Origin of the sequence: Bradyrhizobium sp. B124, assembly GCF_038967635.1 — a bacterium.
Lineage (GTDB): Bacteria > Pseudomonadota > Alphaproteobacteria > Rhizobiales > Xanthobacteraceae > Bradyrhizobium.
This window is the reverse complement of sequence record NZ_CP152413.1, coordinates 8,098,885-8,116,951: the sequence shown is the minus strand read 5'-3', so window position 1 is coordinate 8,116,951 and position 18,067 is coordinate 8,098,885. Positions and strand designations below refer to the sequence as shown.

Genomic DNA, 18,067 nt, shown 5'->3' with positions numbered 1-18,067 from the left:
CATCATTTCGCTGAAACATAAAGCCTGCGGCACCGCCGCCCAATTGCTGTGGTCAACTCATCGCTGAGCATTTTCGCGGCTGACGCCATATCTCCGACGGTTTGCTCGGGGCAGATCAGGTCGACCAAAGTGCCCGGCGTCGTCCAACTCTCGGGCAGATCTGTCACGTCAACAGTCATAAGATCCATCGAAACGAAGCCGACGATTGGCACACGCGTCCCACATATAAAGGCATACCCTCGTTTGTCCAAAACGCGCGGGAACCCATCTCCGTAACCGATGGAGGTCGTAGCGACCCGCATCCCCCTCTCCGCGCGGTAGGACCCGTGATAACCGATCGCTTCCCCACGCTTTACCTTACGGCATTGAATGATTTGCGTCCGCAGGCCCACGACTTGCGACGGCTTGAAGCAGGGAACATCGGACGTCGAAAGGCCGAAAATCCCTCCACCGCACCTTATGAGGTCAAAATGAAATTCACGTCCGGCGAGCAGTCCCGCCGAGTTCGACAGCGAAAGGATAGCCTTCGGGAACAAATGGGTGAGTTTGCGGAAACGCATCAACTGTTGAAGACTGATCTCGTTTCGCCACTCGGCGCAGGCGAGCTGACTCATGAACAGCGCTACGGGCAATTCCGACAGCCCCGTTTCAGTCTCGGCGATTGTCTGCAACTCATCAATGGGAAAACCCAGTCGAGACAGGCCGGTGTCGACATGGATACCCGCTGGCAACGCGCTTTTGCGAAGGCGGCAATGCCGAAGCCAGGCCTCCAGTTGCTCCCTGCTGTTGAGAATCGGCAACAAACCATGCTGCTCGGCCAACCGCTCCATACCTGACATAACGCCGTGGAGCATGTAGATCTTTGCAGAGGACGGCAGCACATCGCGCAGGGTAATGGCTTCCTCCATATCGGCCACAAAAAAATGCGTACAGCCAAGGTGAGCAAGGAAGGGCGCTATACGCGCCGCGCCAAGGCCGTAGGCGTCGGCCTTGACAACTGCGCCGCAGGCGCTGTTTGGCGCAAGCGCCTGACACTTCCGATAATTGGACTGAATGGCGCTGAGATCAACAATCATGGTCGATCTCGAGCGATCGCGACAACCGGCATCTGCGAATTTGCGAGAGAGGTTGACTTCGCCTGGCATGACCCGCTCGTGGCAACTACGGCGCATACAGGGAACGTATTGCCTCTTCCGCACAGGCCGGCCCAAAGCGAAACCCGTTACCTGCTCCACCACCAATCACGTACAGACCGGCGACATTGCTAGCTGGCCGGGAGAACGGGACACCATCGTCAGAATAGCAATCGCAGAACACACGTGCAGAGGCCACCGCGGGCACGTCTGAGGAGAACCATTTTGCCAACATTGCGGTGGCGCGCGCGAGATCATCCGGACTGACATGCAGCCCATCGGTGCCGGGCTTCACATCCCATTCCTGCGAGGTAAAGCTGAACAACCAGTATCCCTCCGCGATCATGGGAATGAGGAAAGCGTAGTCATCGAGCAAGCCGATCATTGGACACGTCGGGGTGGGGCGCGCCGCCAAGTGAAGCGCGACCACCTTTTTAACTCGCAAACGCGGCTCCTCTGCGAGAAGCTCACGCAGGGGTGAATCGGGTAGCCACGGCCCAATTGCCAGGATGGCCCGCCTCGCCGCGATTTCGCCGCCATCAGAGGTTCGGAGAAGAAGATTGCTTCGTCCCTGCCGTATTCTTTCAATAGATGTCTTTTCGCATATCGAAACACCGACGGCTTTGAGCCTTTGGGCCAGATCCTGAACAATGGAATTCACCGGACTGTAAGAACCCCGATCCAGTGCCACAGCCATACCGCCGGGGATCACAAAACGAGGCAGCGAGGAAAGCCTCTCGGTCAGTGCAAAAGAAGTTGACGGGGTCGCACCGCCCACGCCACTCAGTCGGGCGAGTTCGTCGGGAGCGCGTGTCAACCAGTACACGTCACAGTCTCGGCCGTTGCGCCAAAGCCCATGGGGATAGATACCTCGCCAGAACTTTGAACCAGGATTGACGAGGCTTCTTTCCTTTTCATTACGACAGATACTGACTTGGATTCCGGGAGCAAACCCACTGGCACCTGCCCCAACGGTATCTCGTTCGAAGATGACGATTCTTTCCCGCGGACTATTGCGCGCTGCGATGAAGGCAGCACTCAGGCCCATGACGCCGGCGCCAATGACGGCAAGATCACATATCTCGTCGGTCATCGGGCATCCTTCCAGGAGATGGACAAGGCGCTCAAAACGTCACTGCCACGATTTTCCAAATGATGGGTTCGATCTGGCTGCAGAAACACCAGGTCTCCTGCCGTGACCACCAACTCACCATCGTCAGTTATCACCCGACCGTGGCCGCTCGTGACGCGCCAGATCTCGTGTGACGGATGGGAATGAGGCGTCGACACCGCAAACGGATCCAGCCGGAATTCGATGAGTTCGACCGGACAAGCGGTCTCGGGATCAGCTATTTCTTCGACGCGCTGAACCAATACACCGGGGCTATAGACCGTCATGTCGCCAAGGGTCATCAACTGCGCATTCTTCATAGTGTACTCCGAATGAACATAGCGTGGTGGCGGCATGCTGCCGCGTTTTTCAACAAGAGCCCTCGAAGCCAACGCTACTCCACTTGACGATGCCCGTTGCAGGTCGACAATCGTAGACGACGTGGCCGATGATAGAATTGAGGATCGTTGAAGCGCGCCAAGGAACCAAGCTCAGATTTGTATCAGCGATGCCATGTTGAAACCGCGCGCCATTCTGGACGTACAAGCGACATTCTTCGGGGCCATCAAAACGAGCCGAAAAGTCCGGCTCGACCACGATCTCCTGGGAGCCGCCGGGGGCACTCACGACCGTGAGCCGGCTTGCGATCGGCTCCAGGAACGCAGGGATTTCGGTGCGGTAGCCCGTGGCTAAGACCACAATATCAGCGACATGCTCTGAACAATCGCCTGTCGTCCGCTGTCGCAAGCCCAAGCGAAACGGAGATAGGCCGCGCAAGTCTTCAGCGCTGGTGTCGACGCGTATTTCTACGTGTGTCGGGTAAGCCCGCTTATGAACCTCGCGGTCGTACAGCGCGTTGTAGATAGCGCGAAGCGTCGAACTGTTGACGCCATCGCTGGCCAATGACTGTCGCTCCAGAATTTGAGTTCGCGTGGAGTCACTTTGCCCAAAGAACCAACCGCCATATTGCGGAAAGAACCATTCATTGACGAAAGGGCTGTCTTCGAGCGCGAATATGTTTGCGCGGCGCGTCACCCATGTCAGAGCCTCCAGCGCGCCGCATGTACCACTCAGGAGATGAAGAAATATTTCGGCACCGCTTTGCCCGCCGCCGACGACCACAACGCGCTTGCGCGACAATTCGCGGCGCTGGAGAAGAAGGGTACTCGCGTGAAACACCTCATTTGGTGGTGCATTGCGGCCCCAATCAGGGATCGACGGCACTCTTCCCACGCCAAGCACAGCTGTTGATGTCTGATATCTGCGGCGACCGGTTATGACCTCAAAGGAGTTACCGCGGAGTTCGAGAGCAATAACATGTTCGCCAAATCGAATGTTCGTCAGCTTTTTTGCTGCCCACCGCAAATAATCTTCGAACTCACTCCGGCTAACACGGTCGAGTCCACGGACAATGGCTTGATAAAGTCGTCTTTGATTATGCAAATAGGCGAGGAAGCTGTATGCGCTCGTTGGATCCGCCGGTGTGACCAGGTCCTTTAATGGGCTGGTCTGCATAACGGCGCCTCCTATGAGCAGGCCCGGATGCCACTGAAGTGTCTCTGACCTTTCCAGGATGTGCACAGACACTTCCGGGATCGGTGCCGCGAGCGCTGCCAAGCTTAGATTCGCCGGCCCGGCACCGATTGCGATTACGTCACAGCTATCGCTGTCCTTCAGCATCCCATCATCCCTAAACGGAGCCACTCAATGCTTCCCGCTGGTTGAGAACACTTGAATTGTAAGAAGTACGCCATTAGCGACGATAAGCATGATCGTGCTCATCAGCAATTGATCGAAGCTGCCGACTTTCACGATCTGCGCAGCGATGTATGGAAATCCGAATAGGCCGATGAAGTAGGAGAGCGTGAAGACCTGAGAAGCAATGGCCAACGATGTCCCATCGATACCTGCAATTTGGACAACCATACTGTTCAATGTCGAATAGCTGAGACCATATCCCAGCGCGAACATCGTTGTGCCGAGGATATAGGTTGCCGTACTACCTGCATTCACGAAAAGGATGACCAGTCCCGCGATAGTGCACACGATGAGAAACGCCGCCACGCGCTCTAGGCGGCACTTTCCGATTACCGGCGCCACTGCAAACCGCAAGAAGACGGCCGTCAGCGTGAAGACCAGAAAGAATGTATCGGCAGATTGCGCTCGCGACGCAGCGTAAAGCCCTTGAAACGTTGAAAGGCCTGCGAACACGCAGGCTCCGACACCGATCATGATTATCGGATAGCGCGTGTTCGATCTAAGGGTTGCCAGCACGCCTTCGAAGGTAAGTCGCACGGTCGACATTCTGATCCGAGGAGCTTGCGCCAGTGCCCCACCGGCGAACTCCAAAAGCGTCGTACCAACGAGGCATGCCACCGCAAATGAAACGTAAACTGCAATGTAGGATCCAGCCACTTCCGCAATGGTGCGTGCGAGGGGGGCAGCAAGCCCGATGCCCAGCATTTGAGATCCGGAAAGCAAGGTAAGATACTTGAGACGGGCGTCAGCTCGCACGTGACACAAGACTTGAAGAGGCGCCAGTATGTAAAACACTGACCATCCACCCCCGAGAAAAAGCCCGCCGATGTAAGCGAAGAGCGTCAGACTTGATGCCGATGCGAAACAAATCATCGCCATCGCCATCATCGCCGCGGCAAGGGTGATCGTTCGCATCATGCCCAGTACATCGGCAAGGCGGCCAGCTACGAGCGAACAGAGTATTGTCGCGATGGTCCCGGTCGAAATGACGGCGCCGGCGGTCGTGGCACTTTGTCCAATGGAGCGCAGAGCGTCCACGAGAAAGAAACTTGAGCCATAGGATGCCGCTAAGCTGATGCTACCAAGCATGAAGGGGATTGAGACTTCCAACGAGACCGCATTGGGCAATTCTTCGACCGTAACGATGTTCGTGGCCGGTGTCATGCTGCGATCTTCCCGGGAAGGCATCGATCAATATCTGCGGCCGCCAACCTGCTTCCGTTGAGTTTCGGCACAGTTCCGCTTCGCTGGGTTGAAGGCCTCGAAGCACATGCGGCAAGGGGATGCCCGCTATGACCGAGCCAATGCCATACGGCTTGCGTTATCTTTGGCATCAGTGGCCAGGCCAGTATGCTAAACCCCATCAACCATGTGTAGGCCGTCTGAGGGTCCGGCGCGGCACCGACACAATCGACCCATTCGACAACCGACCTCGACGCTTGGGATACTCGCAGATGGTCGAGCGAAAGGGCGGCACATTGCTTCTCATAGAGCCGATCCAGCGTGATCATCATCGCAGCATCTACGTAGCACGCGGTGAGAGCCGGCATCCCGCTTATGGACTCCGTGCAACGGTCGATGGCTGCAGATATCTTATCGAAAATTGCGTTGTAGCGAACGGCCAACTGCTCTGACACCAAATCGGTCTCGGTCTCTTCCGGACAGATTTCCGATAGGTACACTCTAAGAACATCGACAGATATTTTTGGAATTCGGGCGATTTCACCCGCCCAAATCACGTGACCGCGACTGGTGGAGAACTTCGATCCGTTCAGCCGAAGAAAATGATTAAAGAAAATTCGATCAAATGGGCGGAACGAGTCCTGCCCCAATGCACATCCTGTAACTCCGACAAGCATCGGAATTGTGTTATCGATACCTGTAGCGCTAATGAGGAACGCATCGGAATCGCGCGAAAAAGGACTGGGCTTACCGGAGCCCTCTGTGTCTTTATGTCCGCAATAGAGAGAATGAGCGTAGAGTAACGAGGAATAGCTAAACAATATCTGCTGTGTATTGAAGTACCGAGAATTCCAAGCCAATCCGTACAGTCCCGGTACGGTCACCCGCATTTGCTGTCCTTTGCGTGCGACATACCGCTTGCCTATGTCCAGGAAGCTAGCTTCGATGGCCGTGTCCTCCCACGCCCGTCGGAGTCGGTCGTTTCCCGAAACTAAAAGAAAGGCAGAAATGTCGTCCGTCCATTCCACGATCCGCCCTCGCCTCGATACTGGACTCAACGCTTCCTCGGGCTCGAAATGATGGCCACAGTGTTCACAGAAGAAGCTACCCGCAGATGCTTCACAAACCGGACAGGTTGCACCAAACCAGCCTCCAATGCAGAAGCGCTCTTCTCGTGGCACGGCCGTGGAAACCGCATCATCCACTGGTAAGCGTGCTGCACGGAAATGTAGCGCGCCGGCTGCAAGTAAGGCGCCCATGAGCGCGTTGCTGACATTCGAAAATCGTTGCAGATTCCCGCCATACGCCGGATCATCGAAATGATCGAAAACGAGACCTAGTGAGGCAAGATCTTCCACAATTTTGATATGGAAGCCATGTGCTAGGTCTGATGGGTCGACTTTCTCACGAGCCGCTCGGACCAGGACATGGTTCTCGAAGCCGTCCGTCGTCAGCCCAGAGCGGACATGATGCCCTGCCCTCTTCAAGTGCTTCTGTAGGACATCCATTCTGAGGTATGGCCCGGCAGCGTGCCCGAGATGTGCTCTGCCATTGGCCGTCAAGTTGACGGGCGAGATGTACACATCGACAGGATGCGTGTTCGCTACATTTATCCGCGAGATGGTTGGGCTTCTTCTCATATCTGCACAACGACTCCCTTGAACAGAGCAATACCGAAACAGATGCCCAGCACTTTCCTTGGAAAACACCAAAAGCTCGGGCAGCTGACGGAGTTATGGACGCAATCGGGTCGCGGATTTCAAACCGGACTCCACAATCCGTCGAAAGCCTTTAGCAGCCTGTTTGAGGTTTTCGAGCAGTCTCTCCTCTTCTGAATTCTTGACGAATTGCTCTACCTCAGCGCGCGACACGGCTAATCTCCGCCCTCTGCCCAATGAGACCAACTATCTGTCCCCTTGGAAGCGATCGATGATGACGCCGTCAACAAAGCAAGCGGCGCGCCAGACTGAGGCTCTTAATTTTACCCTTCCTCTGAACCTGCGGATCGTCGGCTTTTCGACATTGGTCACGTACCTAACAAGCGGCTCAGTAAAGGCGGATGAGAGTTCGTTGCTTCCAGAACGAACCGATCGGCAGCAATGCCGGACGCTGATGGTTCAGTATGCCGGACCAACCGGCTTCGACATCGCCGCGAGGCGGCTCGAAATCGGCAAGTTGTGGCAGCTCGATGCCTTTGAGCGGGCATTTCTCCCGCAGCAGCGCGGCAATCTGTTGCGGCTCAGGCGAGATCAGCATTTCGACAGAGGGTGACGACATCATAGCGGTCGCACGGCGGGGTAGGCTCGGCCAGCGTCCCGGATTCTTCAGCGAAGGCCTCGATGTAGTCGTAAGCCAGCACTTCGATCCCCTCTTCCCGGCGCGTCAGAATCGGATGAACGATCTCTACGCTCTCTGGCGGCACGACGTGTCCGCCGGCGGCGTGGCCGAGCTTGATGCGCCGCAAAAGCCGGATCGGCGAAGCCGGCGCTTTGTAGTTGATCGCCCCTAGCACGAGAGATTGCGGCAAGGGTTGCGGTAAGGTATCGAATTCCTGCTGGTCGACCCGGATTTCGATTCCGGTCTCCTCGTAAACCCGGCGCCGACTTTGGCGAAGACCGGCTTCGGAAGCCTTCGTCGAGCTGCGCCTCATTGCGCACCGTCAAGTCGAGGTCTTCCAAGAACCGGCAGGTCTCGAGGAAGCACTTCTTGAGACTAGTTTCGCCGTCGAATATCCAGCTTTCGGCGAGCTACTCATCGGCATAACTGCCTACGAGCATCCAGCCAAGGACACGATCCTTCGATGACATGCGGCTGTCTGCGTGGCGAGGTCGTGGATTTTGCGCTTGTCAATCAACCTGGGTCTCGGGCCCCAAGCTGGTGGAATGAGGCGTCGTCATCTTGAGATGGTTCGCTTGCATTCCAGGACGGGATCGAGCTTGGCATTGCCTGCTGTCAGCCGCTGGCTGCTATTATCCGCCGACCGACTCCGTTCGTCAGTTTGATTAGCACGTATGGATCGACCACTAGCTCGATTATCCACGGCGGTGCGCCTGCCTCTTCAGCGTACGTTACCTCAGAGCGAGTGCCAACCGCTTGCGCCCTGCTGCGAATGATATTGCGGCAAGCTGACGACGAACTGACGAACAAATAAGCCTGGAGATGCTGTCGCACCCGCGCTGGCCGTTTGGCGAGTTGCGGGTGGCCGGCCATCGACCTCGGTGAGATGCTGTTGTTGCGCCCAAACCCATGTTTAGCGCGGTTCCGCAAACACTGGTTTGAACGCCGCCAAGAACCAATTCCAATCCTATCGTTCCGTCCACATTGGAGTCGGTCGCACCGGTGCATATGAGACATCTCTTGAACCGGCTCAATGCACTGTCACCGCCTCCGGGTCAGCAGCAGTGATTTCCCGCTTCTGAACCCTTGAACGTTGTCAACAGATGGAAGCACATGTCCGCTGGTGGCGCTGCCTTCCGGCGGCGCCGCACCGATGTTTCTGCACCGGCTCGGCCTCATCTTCCGCGCGGATGTCGTTGACCCAACTCGTCATGCTGTCGCGCCCATCCGTGCAAACAACATTGCCGCTTCGGATGGTCCTAGCCCAACGATGCCTACAAAGCTCGGCGGGGGCATTGGAATGTCCCGGTAAGTGGGTCTCCACAGGTGCAGGCAATACCGGCTGTTGTTAACATACTGCGAATGTGGCGGATGCAGTTGCATTACACAATCCTCCTCATCCCAGAACAGGTTTTTGACAAAGCACATTTCTTCCCAGTTCGGACAACGCCGCGGCGTCGAGACAGCTACATGCTCCCAGCCAGGACGGACTAATCCACTGATCTTCAGCTTACACCCGCAAGGTCCCTGCACAAAGAACAGGCCGCAAGGGCCTGATCCCGGAATGCTGGCGAACTGGCCGTATTGTACGCGGCCGGCCTCCAGCTTTTCTATGATATGCGCTCGCACGCCCCCTCCTTTGCCTCGCGGACCGCTTTGAAGTCGACGTAGATGACGTTGTCTCGCCACTCGTTAACCGGCGTCAGCTCGGTCCTCAGCGCAGCGTTCCCATACCACTCTTCAGCGAACCATCTGCTGAGAAAACCGCAGATGTCCATCATCACTTGTTCTCCTATTATTTTCCGACGCTTCGTGTTTCAAGGTTCCGACGAAACGCTCTCACGGGTCCCTGATTGCCTGAATGCGGGCCGTGCACGATCTGCTCGATGCGACTCGACCCGCCGATTGGACTTCCACGCTGATGATAGCCGGACGGATACATCCGTCACCGAGCGAGCCTCACGCCGGGCATTTTGCTTCATTGATGACAGCAAGCGCTAACCGCACATCGCCGAACAGCGCGCGCGTCAGCAATAGGAAACTCTGCCCTTGAGTTTCGTACTTGCAAACCAAGTTCGCATTGCCCCTGTCCATTCAGGTTTCCCGGAGATGTGCTTGAGCATATAGAATGGGCCAGTCAACTCATCGAAATTGGATTTAACGTCATCCTGGCATGCTCCATATGATGGCCTCCGATATCTGCACTCCATTATGGCTTGCAAACCCACGTTGCGCCCGCACCGGGTGACGCTTCGCAAAGGCGATATCGTCTTGGTGCGATGCTGTTTCGCGATGCGGTACTTGATCATTCGCGCCCTTCTGCTCGACGAGTCTGAAACATGGCCAATGCGTCATCTATGTGACCATGATGAGTTGTACGAGGGCTAAATCGAACGGGCTCGTATCAGAGCCGCGGACGCGCGGCGTACTGCCTCCTTGATTGAGCTGAGACAACATCTAGCGGATCGCCTGCCATCACAGTGCGTCCCTGTAGGGTAACGGCCCGAGAACGTGATTAGAGCCGCATTGAATGTAACTAGACCATTGGCGGATCTATCGCCGCGTCATTACGATGCAACTCCTAACGCATTGTTGCCGGTATGGCGCAAACATACCACTCACCCTTCCTGCTACTTCCGGTTCTTTCAGACATCGATGTCGCAAATCCGACTATGCACAACCATCCATGTCGTCGAACCGACAGACACGTATTTTTCTCGTGTCGACCGGCACGGGGCTTCTCCGCCCATGGCACGCTGAGTGCTGTGGTGGAGAAACGCGAGCCAGCATGACGCCCTATATCCAAGCATCAATCCACAATGGACTATTGTTTGATCCTGACCGATGCAGCTGCTAAGGAGCGCGGCCAAATCATCAGCTGGATGATTGCCGCGCAACAAACAAGATGACGACACCAGAGCTCTAAAAGAAGACTGCAAACTTATGACTGATACGAAGCATCCAGACACTAGCCTTTTTCCGTGGACCGGCGCGGGTTGTGATGAATGACGCACTGGCGCACACCAAGGCACTGCGGGATCAAGCATTGCGGCGCTGATTGCCGATCTTGGCAGGCGCAAAGGAGGGGGAACCTGTGGCCGCTGGCCGCGCTTCTGCTCAGTGCGCTGCTTTGGGCCGGTGTTTGCTGGATCATCGCAGCCTTCTTATAGGTGCAATAGCCTCGACGAACTAACGAAGCTCACGACAAATGGTGGTCGGGTATCCAAGGGTTTTTCGACGCATCCTGCGTAGCCGACTCGGCCGAATCATCCGCGACATCCGCCGCAAGGTCGGCCAGTGCTCGAGGAGGCGTTTGCGCTGCTGCTGGGGTGGGTCGCCGAGATCCGTTCGCAACAGCAGCGCTAGCGCGGCTGGAAGCTTTATTTCTTCCCACCCCTACGAGGTCGAATGCATCGGCAGTGCAGCCGCGCCCTACGAATTCGGCGTCGAGGCACTTCCATTGTTTCCGTTAATCGGCCTGCCCCCGCGGCTCGTTCGTGCTGCACGCCAAGCCGTTGCCGGGCATTCGAGCAGCGGCGGCCGTTGTCCCGCTGAGCTTTTCACGGGCGACGCCCTACCAGCCATGAGGCGGTCTCGTTAAGCGGCACCACGGTGACGTCAAGCTGGGGAACATCTGCCCGTCAGCTTGTCGTCAGCTCGTCTGAGTATCATCCGCAGCAGCGCCTAAGCGGCCCGCACTCACTGCGAAAAGACTTACGTCGAGGGAAACAGGAATCGCCATGGATAATCGAATCAGTGACTCATCCACACGCGCTATCCAAAGTGACGCACTGAGCCAGTTAGGCGACAGCGACAGCTTTACGAGAACGCTTGCGGATCTCGCGCTGCTGAGGAGCCCGTCGCCTGGAGTGCCCGACCAAATGGGGTGCTGCGTTAGCACGCCACGCGCCTCGGATCCAGACAACCCCGGTGCATCCTCTGCGGCGAGGCCGAGCACCTCCCTATTCGACTACAGGACGGCGGGATTGGCCGACGCGAATGTAAACGGCATCTGCGTTGGGCTGGCTGGAGAATGGCTCCGCAATCTCCACAACAGCCCGACATCCCGAATGAATGCGTTAGTACCCGGATCGCAAGGGCACCGCGCTGCGGCTGAGCGGCAAGAGCAGTATGAGGACCTTAGAGCTGGATTGCGACGCGACGGGGTAGAACGTTCTCAGGCCAACATGCAGGCAAAAAACACCGTGCTGACGGAAATGGGCCTGCAACCATCCGGAAGAGAGAAAGTATACAGTTTCGATGAACCTGAGAACCGCGCGCGCATGCTGGACAAAATCACCCGCGACGGATCGACGCATTTGCTGAGCTTACGTTTCGCCGGGGGTGGCCGGCACACAATTGCGACGTCGGCGTCGGAGGGAAGGACCACGCTGTTCGATCCAAACTATGGAGAGTTTACCGTTCGCTCAGACCAGGTGAATGGATTATTCGAAAGCCTGGACAATCGTTACAGGAACCCCAACGGGATGATTATATCGACAATCACCACACAAAAGATGTGATGAGCCGTCGCAGACCGCCGCCGATTGGCGCTTTCCACGATCGCGCCTCCTCGGATCAATAGTTAGGTCGACGTCTGTTGTCTCAGTGGCGCGCGCAAGATGACATAAAGGAGGATCAGCTTTCGAGAAGCTGACCAAAAGAATAGGCCTGAAGTGCGGCCGCCGGGCGGGGGCGGCCGGCTTCCAACTCGTTGCCAAACGACGTACGTGTCGCGATCAGACATCGCAACAGGAGCACGCCGCCGTATCCGCTCATTTGCAATGGAGCCGGACACCACGCCCAGCCTCCCCCGACAATAGCAAGATGAGCGGATCGGCGGCATCAGTCCGGGTAAAGCTCGATCGACGCATTCCACACATCGAGTGAATGCGACCTGGACACGACCTCACTGGCTGACTCTAGAGAAGCACCCAGGCATTCCATGCCGGTTGCGATTCGATTGAAAGCCATCTAGCGCGACCCAGGAACCGTCGGTCGGCTCGCCATACGGCGTCGCCTCAACGTCGCATGCAAGCGGCCGCTGACTTGCCTGCACCGAGCCACGGGAAACATTTTTCTTCACCGAAACAGCTGCGTAGCGGTCTATCCGCGGGCGCTTGATCGAGGCGCAGCGACGGCCTACGAGTCCTGATCAGGCCATGTATCGTCCGAATTTCTGCGCGTCTGCCACTCTTGGGCACGACGCGCCAGCTTGTCGTATTCCATGGCAATCTTAAGAAGCCGATCTCTGGGTTTGCCGTAAGCGAGCGCTTCCGCTTTCTTTCGCGTTGCTTCCGCACGGCCTCGCCAGTGGTCGGGCTCGCAGAGTTTACTTTTCGGATTCATGCCCTGAGCATGCAATTCGCAGATCAAAGAAATGCGACACCGGCGCTACGTACAATTACGTAGCAGCAACGCTGGAGGTCTCCGTTACCTAATGCGATCGTCACACCAAAAGCAGGCGCTGACCGTTGCTTGCGCTGCCCCGCGCCATGCACAGCCGTCGCCGTTCAGAACACACGATGTGCGACCTTGCAGCCGAAACTTATCCGAAATAGCGCACACCTCAGACACCTTCAGGCGATTCGACGCACGAAAAGGCTTGAATCGCACGTGGCGTTAGATTGTACGATCCTACACAAGTGGGGACCACCTCCGACAATCTAGACGCTTCCCGACAGGTACCGAGAATTGCGAGTGTCTCACGCATCCAGGCTCGTTCCGCAAGACTCAATCACGACTCTAGGATCCTCCGAATGCATTGTTATCCGCATCTCATCGGAGGCCGGTCGGCTGGACGAACTTACGCGTTTCGAGATCTGCACGGGACGCTCTCCCGTCGCACTATCCGCATGAGAACGGGCGCCCGGCAAAGGGTCCATCTCAGAAATCCCGCCCGTCGTCTTCACATCGAGTGGAATACAGGTTGCAAGACTACACCACACATGACGTAGGCGCGCGCGACCATGGTTCGCTCCCCGCCATCGAGCGTATCATTCGCAATGGCTTAAGCGCACCTCGCTTCTGCCTCATCACTCCGCCACGCGACACCTTGGCCCGGGCCGTAAGTCTTGATCCTGCGTCGCGCCGGCTATGGCGTCATCAGGGGGCTGGCAAGTTAGTCGGCCGAGCCCGGCACCTTAAAGCACGCCACGCCCACGCAATGCCTCGCGACATCTAGGCATGGCAGACCCGACCACACAATCACCGGAAGCCCAAAAATGATCACTTGCTCAGCCAGCTCAGCCGCGAATGCCTCTCGTCCGCCTGGGGCTCGGCCCCGACTACGACCGATGCTGATTGCGTCGTGCCGACAGAGGACGAGCGCCGTGGCTAGGTCCGCAGAAGCGAAAGAGCGGGCTCGCGGCTCCGGCGCTTAACCAGTTTCGGCCTGTTTTCCGTTTGACAGGCCATGTTGCGCGTCGCGCAGGAAGAACAATACGGCAGACCCACCGACTTGAAGGAATATCATGCTTCAAAACCAACGATTCCAATTGCCTTCGCTGCTCAAGGCCTACCACTGCGCCATCGCTCTTGCTGTCGCAGTGACTGCTGTAATCCCCGGGCGGGTTGACGCGCGCGATCAAGCGCCGACCACAGAGGAGAAAGAGGCATGCATGGAGGACGCGTTCCGCCTCTGTAACAGCCACATACCAGATCGCGCCGCTATCACTGCTTGTCTCAGATCCAACCAAGCGAGCCTCAGTCAGCAATGTCGCCACGTACTCTCCGTTCGAGATACAGGAAAGAGAAACAACGACGCGAAGTGAAGGATCGCGGACCAGGCGGCCTGTTCGCGTCCCTCACGCTCAGAAGTCGCCCCAGCCCGACGTGCAGGACGGTCACGCGAGAATAGATGAACGAGCAAGGTCGCTCACAACTGACGGACGCTCTGGTTCCAGCGCGCTTGTCCGGATAGGCAAATGCACAAATTCCCCTTCGATACAGTTCTGATCGCCAATAGGGGCGAGATAGCCACACGAATCATCAAAGCGTTACGCAGGCTTGGACTTCGTTCCGCAATTGCCTACCACGAGGTCGACGCGCAGACCCCCGCCGTCTCCATGGCCGACTTGGCGATACCGATCACCGGCCGCACGCCGATCGCAAGCTATCTGGACATTGCACAGATCATCGCGGTCGCCCACAGGGCGAACGCCGGCGCGCTGCATCCGGGTTATGGATTGCTTGCTGAGAATGCGGAATTCGCCAGGGCGGTGACAAAGGCCGGTATTGCGTTCATCGGACCCGCTCCAGAAACCATCGAGCTCATGGGCGACAAGATCCGCGCCCGCAATTTCGTTCAAAGCAACGGCTTTCCGGTCGCGCCCTGCGCCATCGAAGAAGATGACCCGGCGACATTCGTTTCGAGAGCATGGGCTATTGGAGCTCCTTTGCTCGTGAAACCATCAGGGGGCGGCGGCGGCAAGGGCATGCGGATTGTACGCGACCTTGATGCATTGGAGGTCGCCATTGAGCAGGCACGCAGTGAAGCGCGCCGCCACTTTGGAGACGGCCGACTTTATGTCGAACGATATATCGAAAGCCCGCGACACATCGAAGTACAGGTGCTGGGTGACTCCTTCGGTAACCTGGTCCATCTCTTCGAGCGCGAGTGTTCGGTCCAACGTCGTTTCCAGAAGATCATCGAGGAATCTCCCTCGCCGGCGCTATCACCAGAATTGCGGACACGAATTTGCGAGACCGCAGTCGGCATCGCCCGCGCAGCGAACTATCAAAATGCAGGAACGGTCGAGTTCATTTTCAGCGGAAGAGAGTTCTACTTTCTCGAAATGAATACACGCCTTCAGGTCGAGCATCCAGTGACTGAGATGATCACCGGCGTCGATCTGATCGCCGAACAGGTCTATGCGGCAGCGGGTCGCGAACTTGCGCTTTCGCAGTCCGATATTGTTTCAAATGGGCATGCAATCGAGCTCAGATTGTACGCGGAAGCTCCGGAACGTGGCTACGTCCCGACCACTGGGAAAGTACTTCTTCTCGAGTATCCGGATAACGTACGGATCGACAGCGGCATCACGCAAGGCCAGACCATAACGCCGGCGTTCGATCCCATGCTCGCCAAGATCATCGTGCATTCACCAAGCCGCATAGAAGCTGCTCTGAAAGCCCATCGCGCGGTTCGGGAGCTGGTTCTCCTTGGGTGCGAAACAAACGCAAGCTTGCTTGCCCGGATCCTTTCCGACGAGGCATTTCTCGACGGTCAGTTCCATACGGGATACCTCGAAGGGAACCCGCATCTCGCGGCGGGCAACTTTGCTGCCGGAATGCCTGCGTTCCTGGCATGCGCTGCTCTCCTGACCGGGCCGGTCCGCGAGTCGGCCGATGCCGTGCCCGCGCTTCACGCGGCACTCGGCAGCTGGAGGAATTGACGTGTATCACTCATTCGAGGTCGACGGCGTAGATCACAGATTGTGGCTTTCAGCCAGCCAGCAGGGCTACCGCCTCCATCTGTGTGATCAAGTGATCGCCCCCGTCGCGTTCACCCGTCACAGCGACAGTAGCGGCATCCTGACCATTGCGGGCGAGAGCGAGCCGGTTCGGTTCGCCATCGAGGGCGAGCTGATTCACCTACACATACGCGGCAGAACACGCGTATTGCGCCACAATGACCCATTGCGAACGCTCGTTTCCGGGAATCATGAGGCACGTCCGCGGGTTGCCCGGGCACCGATGCCTGGTGTGGTTGTTACGACCACCGTTTCTCCTGGCCAGGAAGTCTCGGCGGGAATGGCGCTGATGCTGATTGAAAGCATGAAGCTGGAAACGATCATACGCTCACCTCAGGATGGCATCGTCGATCGAATTCACGTCAAGGAAGGCGAGAGCTTCGAGCGCGACGCTGTGCTGGTCACGCTCTCCACGGAAGGGCGCTGAAATGCAGCGGATCGGTTCCGTGGCGGACGTGAACTCACCGGAGTTTCGTCGCAACGACCTCCACAACAGACAACTTGCGGCCGAGTTGAAGGAACGCCAGCGCGTTGCCCGCTTCGACCGACCCGAGCGGGACCTCGAGCGGCTGCGTCGGCAAAATAAACTGTTTGTTCGCGAGCGCCTTGCGGCCTTGCTCGATCCGGAAACCCCATTCCTGGAGCTTTCCACGCTGGCCGCTAACAAGGCATACGACGGCGAGGTGCCAGGCGCTGCGCAGGTCGTCGGCATCGGCATTGTGGCGGGTCGGGAGGTGATTGTTCACGCCGACGATGCCAGCGTGAAGAGCGGCGCATGGTATCCGCTCTCGGTCAAGAAGATCGTACGGGCCTTAGATATCGCTATCGAAAACCGTCTGCCGGTGGTTCATCTGTGCGACTGCGCGGGCGGGTTCCTGCCTTTGCAGGCGGAGTTCTTTGCTGATCGCTACCATGCCGGTCGAATTCTCCGCAATCAATCCATTCTCTCGAAGATGGGAGTGCCGCAGGTCGCCATCGTGATGGGCCAATGCACCGCGGCAGGGGCCTACGTCCCAGCGCTTAGTGAATACAACATTATGGTCGAAGGTGCAGGGGCGATTTTCCTCGGTGGCCCCCCGGTCGTGAAGGCTGCCACCGGGGAACAAGTATCCGCCGAAGAGCTTGGGGGTGCCCTCATGCATACCAGCGTGTCCGGCAGCAGTGATTACTTCGCAAGCTCCGAGATTCATGCGATTGCGATTGCCCGCGACGTCGTCGCGCGCTTCCACCAGCCGGCGAAGACCTGGATCGATCGAGTCGCCCCTGAGCCGCCCGCCTATGGTGCGACGGAACTCTACGGTATCATTCCAATGGATACGCGAGCGCAGTTCGACATGCGAGAGGTCATCGCTCGTCTGGTCGATGCCAGCCGATTTCATGAATACCAGCCGCGCTATGGGACATCACTCGTGTGCGGCTTTGCGCGGCTTCATGGATATCAAATCGGGATCCTTGCCAATAATGGCGTGCTGTTCGGCGACAGTGCGCTAAAGGGCACTCATTTCATCCAATTGTGCGACAAGAACCGAACGCCCCTGCTCTTCCTGCAGAACATCACGGGCTTCATGGTTGGCCGCGAATATGAGCGGCGTGGGATCACCAAGGACGGCGCCAAGCTGATCATGGCCGTGTCCGGAGCGTCCGTGCCGAAGTTTACGATTGTTTGTAACAGCTCGCACGGCGCAGGCACTTACGCTATGTCGGGACGCGCGTTTGATCCCCGGTTTGTGTTCAGCTGGCCGAATTCTCAGATGTCTGCGATGGGTGCCGAGCAGGCTGCCGGTGTTCTCACCCACGTCAAGGCGAGACAATTGGCCCGCGCGGGCGGACGCCTCTCGGAACACGAATTGGCAGCCATTCGAGAGCCCATCCTTGACGAGTATCGCGAGCGGTCGAGCGCCTATTATGCGACCTCCGAAATCTGGGACGACGGCATTCTTGATCCGATCGACACCAGAACCGCCCTGGCAATCGCATTGAGCGCTTCGCTCAATGCGCCGATCGACGCACCACAGTACGGCGTGTTCCGGCTGTGAAGCGGGGCAGAACACGATGCATGGCTCAAGACATAC

General features: G+C 57.4%; 14 protein-coding genes and 1 pseudogene. 6 read left to right on the top strand and 9 right to left on the bottom strand.

The annotated features are described in order from the left end of the window. Positions 1-2: 2 nt before the first annotated feature. The 6 genes from alr to AAFG13_RS38185 all read right to left on the bottom strand — a co-directional run bounded on the left by alr (position 3) and on the right by AAFG13_RS38185 (position 6,824). Complete coding sequence (alr, locus tag AAFG13_RS38210; RefSeq protein ID WP_342710140.1) at positions 3-1,076, bottom strand: alanine racemase; 1,074 nt, start codon at positions 1,074-1,076, stop codon at positions 3-5. Between the two features lie 85 nt (positions 1,077-1,161). Next, positions 1,162-2,226: an FAD-binding oxidoreductase gene (locus tag AAFG13_RS38205; protein WP_342710139.1), complete on the bottom strand. Its 1,065-nt coding sequence runs from the start codon at positions 2,224-2,226 to the stop codon at positions 1,162-1,164. Beyond that, a complete protein-coding gene (locus AAFG13_RS38200) occupies positions 2,223-2,564 on the bottom strand; it encodes a cupin domain-containing protein (RefSeq protein ID WP_342710138.1) in 342 nt (113 codons plus the stop codon). The genes AAFG13_RS38205 and AAFG13_RS38200 overlap by 4 nt, the downstream gene beginning before the upstream one ends. Before the next feature lie 49 nt (positions 2,565-2,613). Further along, the gene (locus AAFG13_RS38195; protein WP_342710137.1) at positions 2,614-3,924 is read right to left on the bottom strand and encodes a SidA/IucD/PvdA family monooxygenase; all 1,311 of its coding nucleotides are present in this window, start codon (positions 3,922-3,924) and stop codon (positions 2,614-2,616) included. Between the two features lie 24 nt (positions 3,925-3,948). After that, a complete protein-coding gene (locus tag AAFG13_RS38190) occupies positions 3,949-5,166 on the bottom strand; it encodes an MFS transporter (RefSeq protein ID WP_342710136.1) in 1,218 nt (405 codons plus the stop codon). Continuing rightward, entirely contained in the window at positions 5,163-6,824 is a 1,662-nt protein-coding gene (locus AAFG13_RS38185; RefSeq protein ID WP_342713499.1) for a class I tRNA ligase family protein, read from the bottom strand. Before AAFG13_RS38185 ends, AAFG13_RS38190 begins: the two co-directional genes overlap by 4 nt. Positions 6,825-7,113: 289 nt before the next feature. On the opposite strand from AAFG13_RS38185, the gene AAFG13_RS38180 reads away from it, so the two are divergent. Beyond that, positions 7,114-7,455, top strand: coding sequence for a hypothetical protein (locus tag AAFG13_RS38180; protein WP_342710135.1), 342 nt, complete (start codon positions 7,114-7,116; stop codon positions 7,453-7,455). On the opposite strand, the gene AAFG13_RS38175 is transcribed toward AAFG13_RS38180, so the two are convergent. The 3 genes from AAFG13_RS38175 to AAFG13_RS38165 form a co-directional block, all read right to left on the bottom strand. Beyond that, on the bottom strand, positions 7,424-7,834 hold the full coding sequence (locus AAFG13_RS38175) for a hypothetical protein (protein ID WP_342710134.1): 411 nt from the start codon (positions 7,832-7,834) through the stop codon (positions 7,424-7,426). The two genes, AAFG13_RS38180 and AAFG13_RS38175, sit on opposite strands and share 32 nt — an antisense overlap. Positions 7,835-9,131: 1,297 nt before the next feature. Then, positions 9,132-9,302: a hypothetical protein gene (locus tag AAFG13_RS38170; protein ID WP_342710133.1), complete on the bottom strand. Its 171-nt coding sequence runs from the start codon at positions 9,300-9,302 to the stop codon at positions 9,132-9,134. A gap of 178 nt (positions 9,303-9,480) precedes the next feature. Beyond that, positions 9,481-9,615 carry a hypothetical protein gene (locus tag AAFG13_RS38165; protein ID WP_342710132.1) on the bottom strand — a complete coding sequence of 45 codons (135 nt, stop codon included), beginning with the start codon at positions 9,613-9,615 and terminating at the stop codon, positions 9,481-9,483. 1,144 nt (positions 9,616-10,759) lie between these two features. Between AAFG13_RS38165 and AAFG13_RS38160 the strand changes: the two are divergent. The 5 genes and pseudogenes from AAFG13_RS38160 to AAFG13_RS38140 form a co-directional block, all read left to right on the top strand. Continuing rightward, positions 10,760-11,042: pseudogene (locus tag AAFG13_RS38160) on the top strand (IS5/IS1182 family transposase); the annotation flags it as partial. Positions 11,043-11,261: 219 nt separating this feature from the next. Continuing rightward, positions 11,262-12,044 carry a YopT-type cysteine protease domain-containing protein gene (locus AAFG13_RS38155; RefSeq protein WP_342710131.1) on the top strand — a complete coding sequence of 261 codons (783 nt, stop codon included), beginning with the start codon at positions 11,262-11,264 and terminating at the stop codon, positions 12,042-12,044. A gap of 2,403 nt (positions 12,045-14,447) precedes the next feature. Then, positions 14,448-15,917, top strand: coding sequence for a biotin carboxylase N-terminal domain-containing protein (locus tag AAFG13_RS38150; protein WP_342710130.1), 1,470 nt, complete (start codon positions 14,448-14,450; stop codon positions 15,915-15,917). 1 nt (position 15,918) lies between these two features. After that, complete coding sequence (locus AAFG13_RS38145) at positions 15,919-16,422, top strand: acetyl-CoA carboxylase biotin carboxyl carrier protein subunit (protein WP_342710129.1); 504 nt, start codon at positions 15,919-15,921, stop codon at positions 16,420-16,422. Position 16,423: 1 nt separating this feature from the next. After that, the gene (locus AAFG13_RS38140) at positions 16,424-18,031 is read left to right on the top strand and encodes a carboxyl transferase domain-containing protein (protein WP_342710128.1); all 1,608 of its coding nucleotides are present in this window, start codon (positions 16,424-16,426) and stop codon (positions 18,029-18,031) included. Positions 18,032-18,067 lie beyond the last annotated feature (36 nt).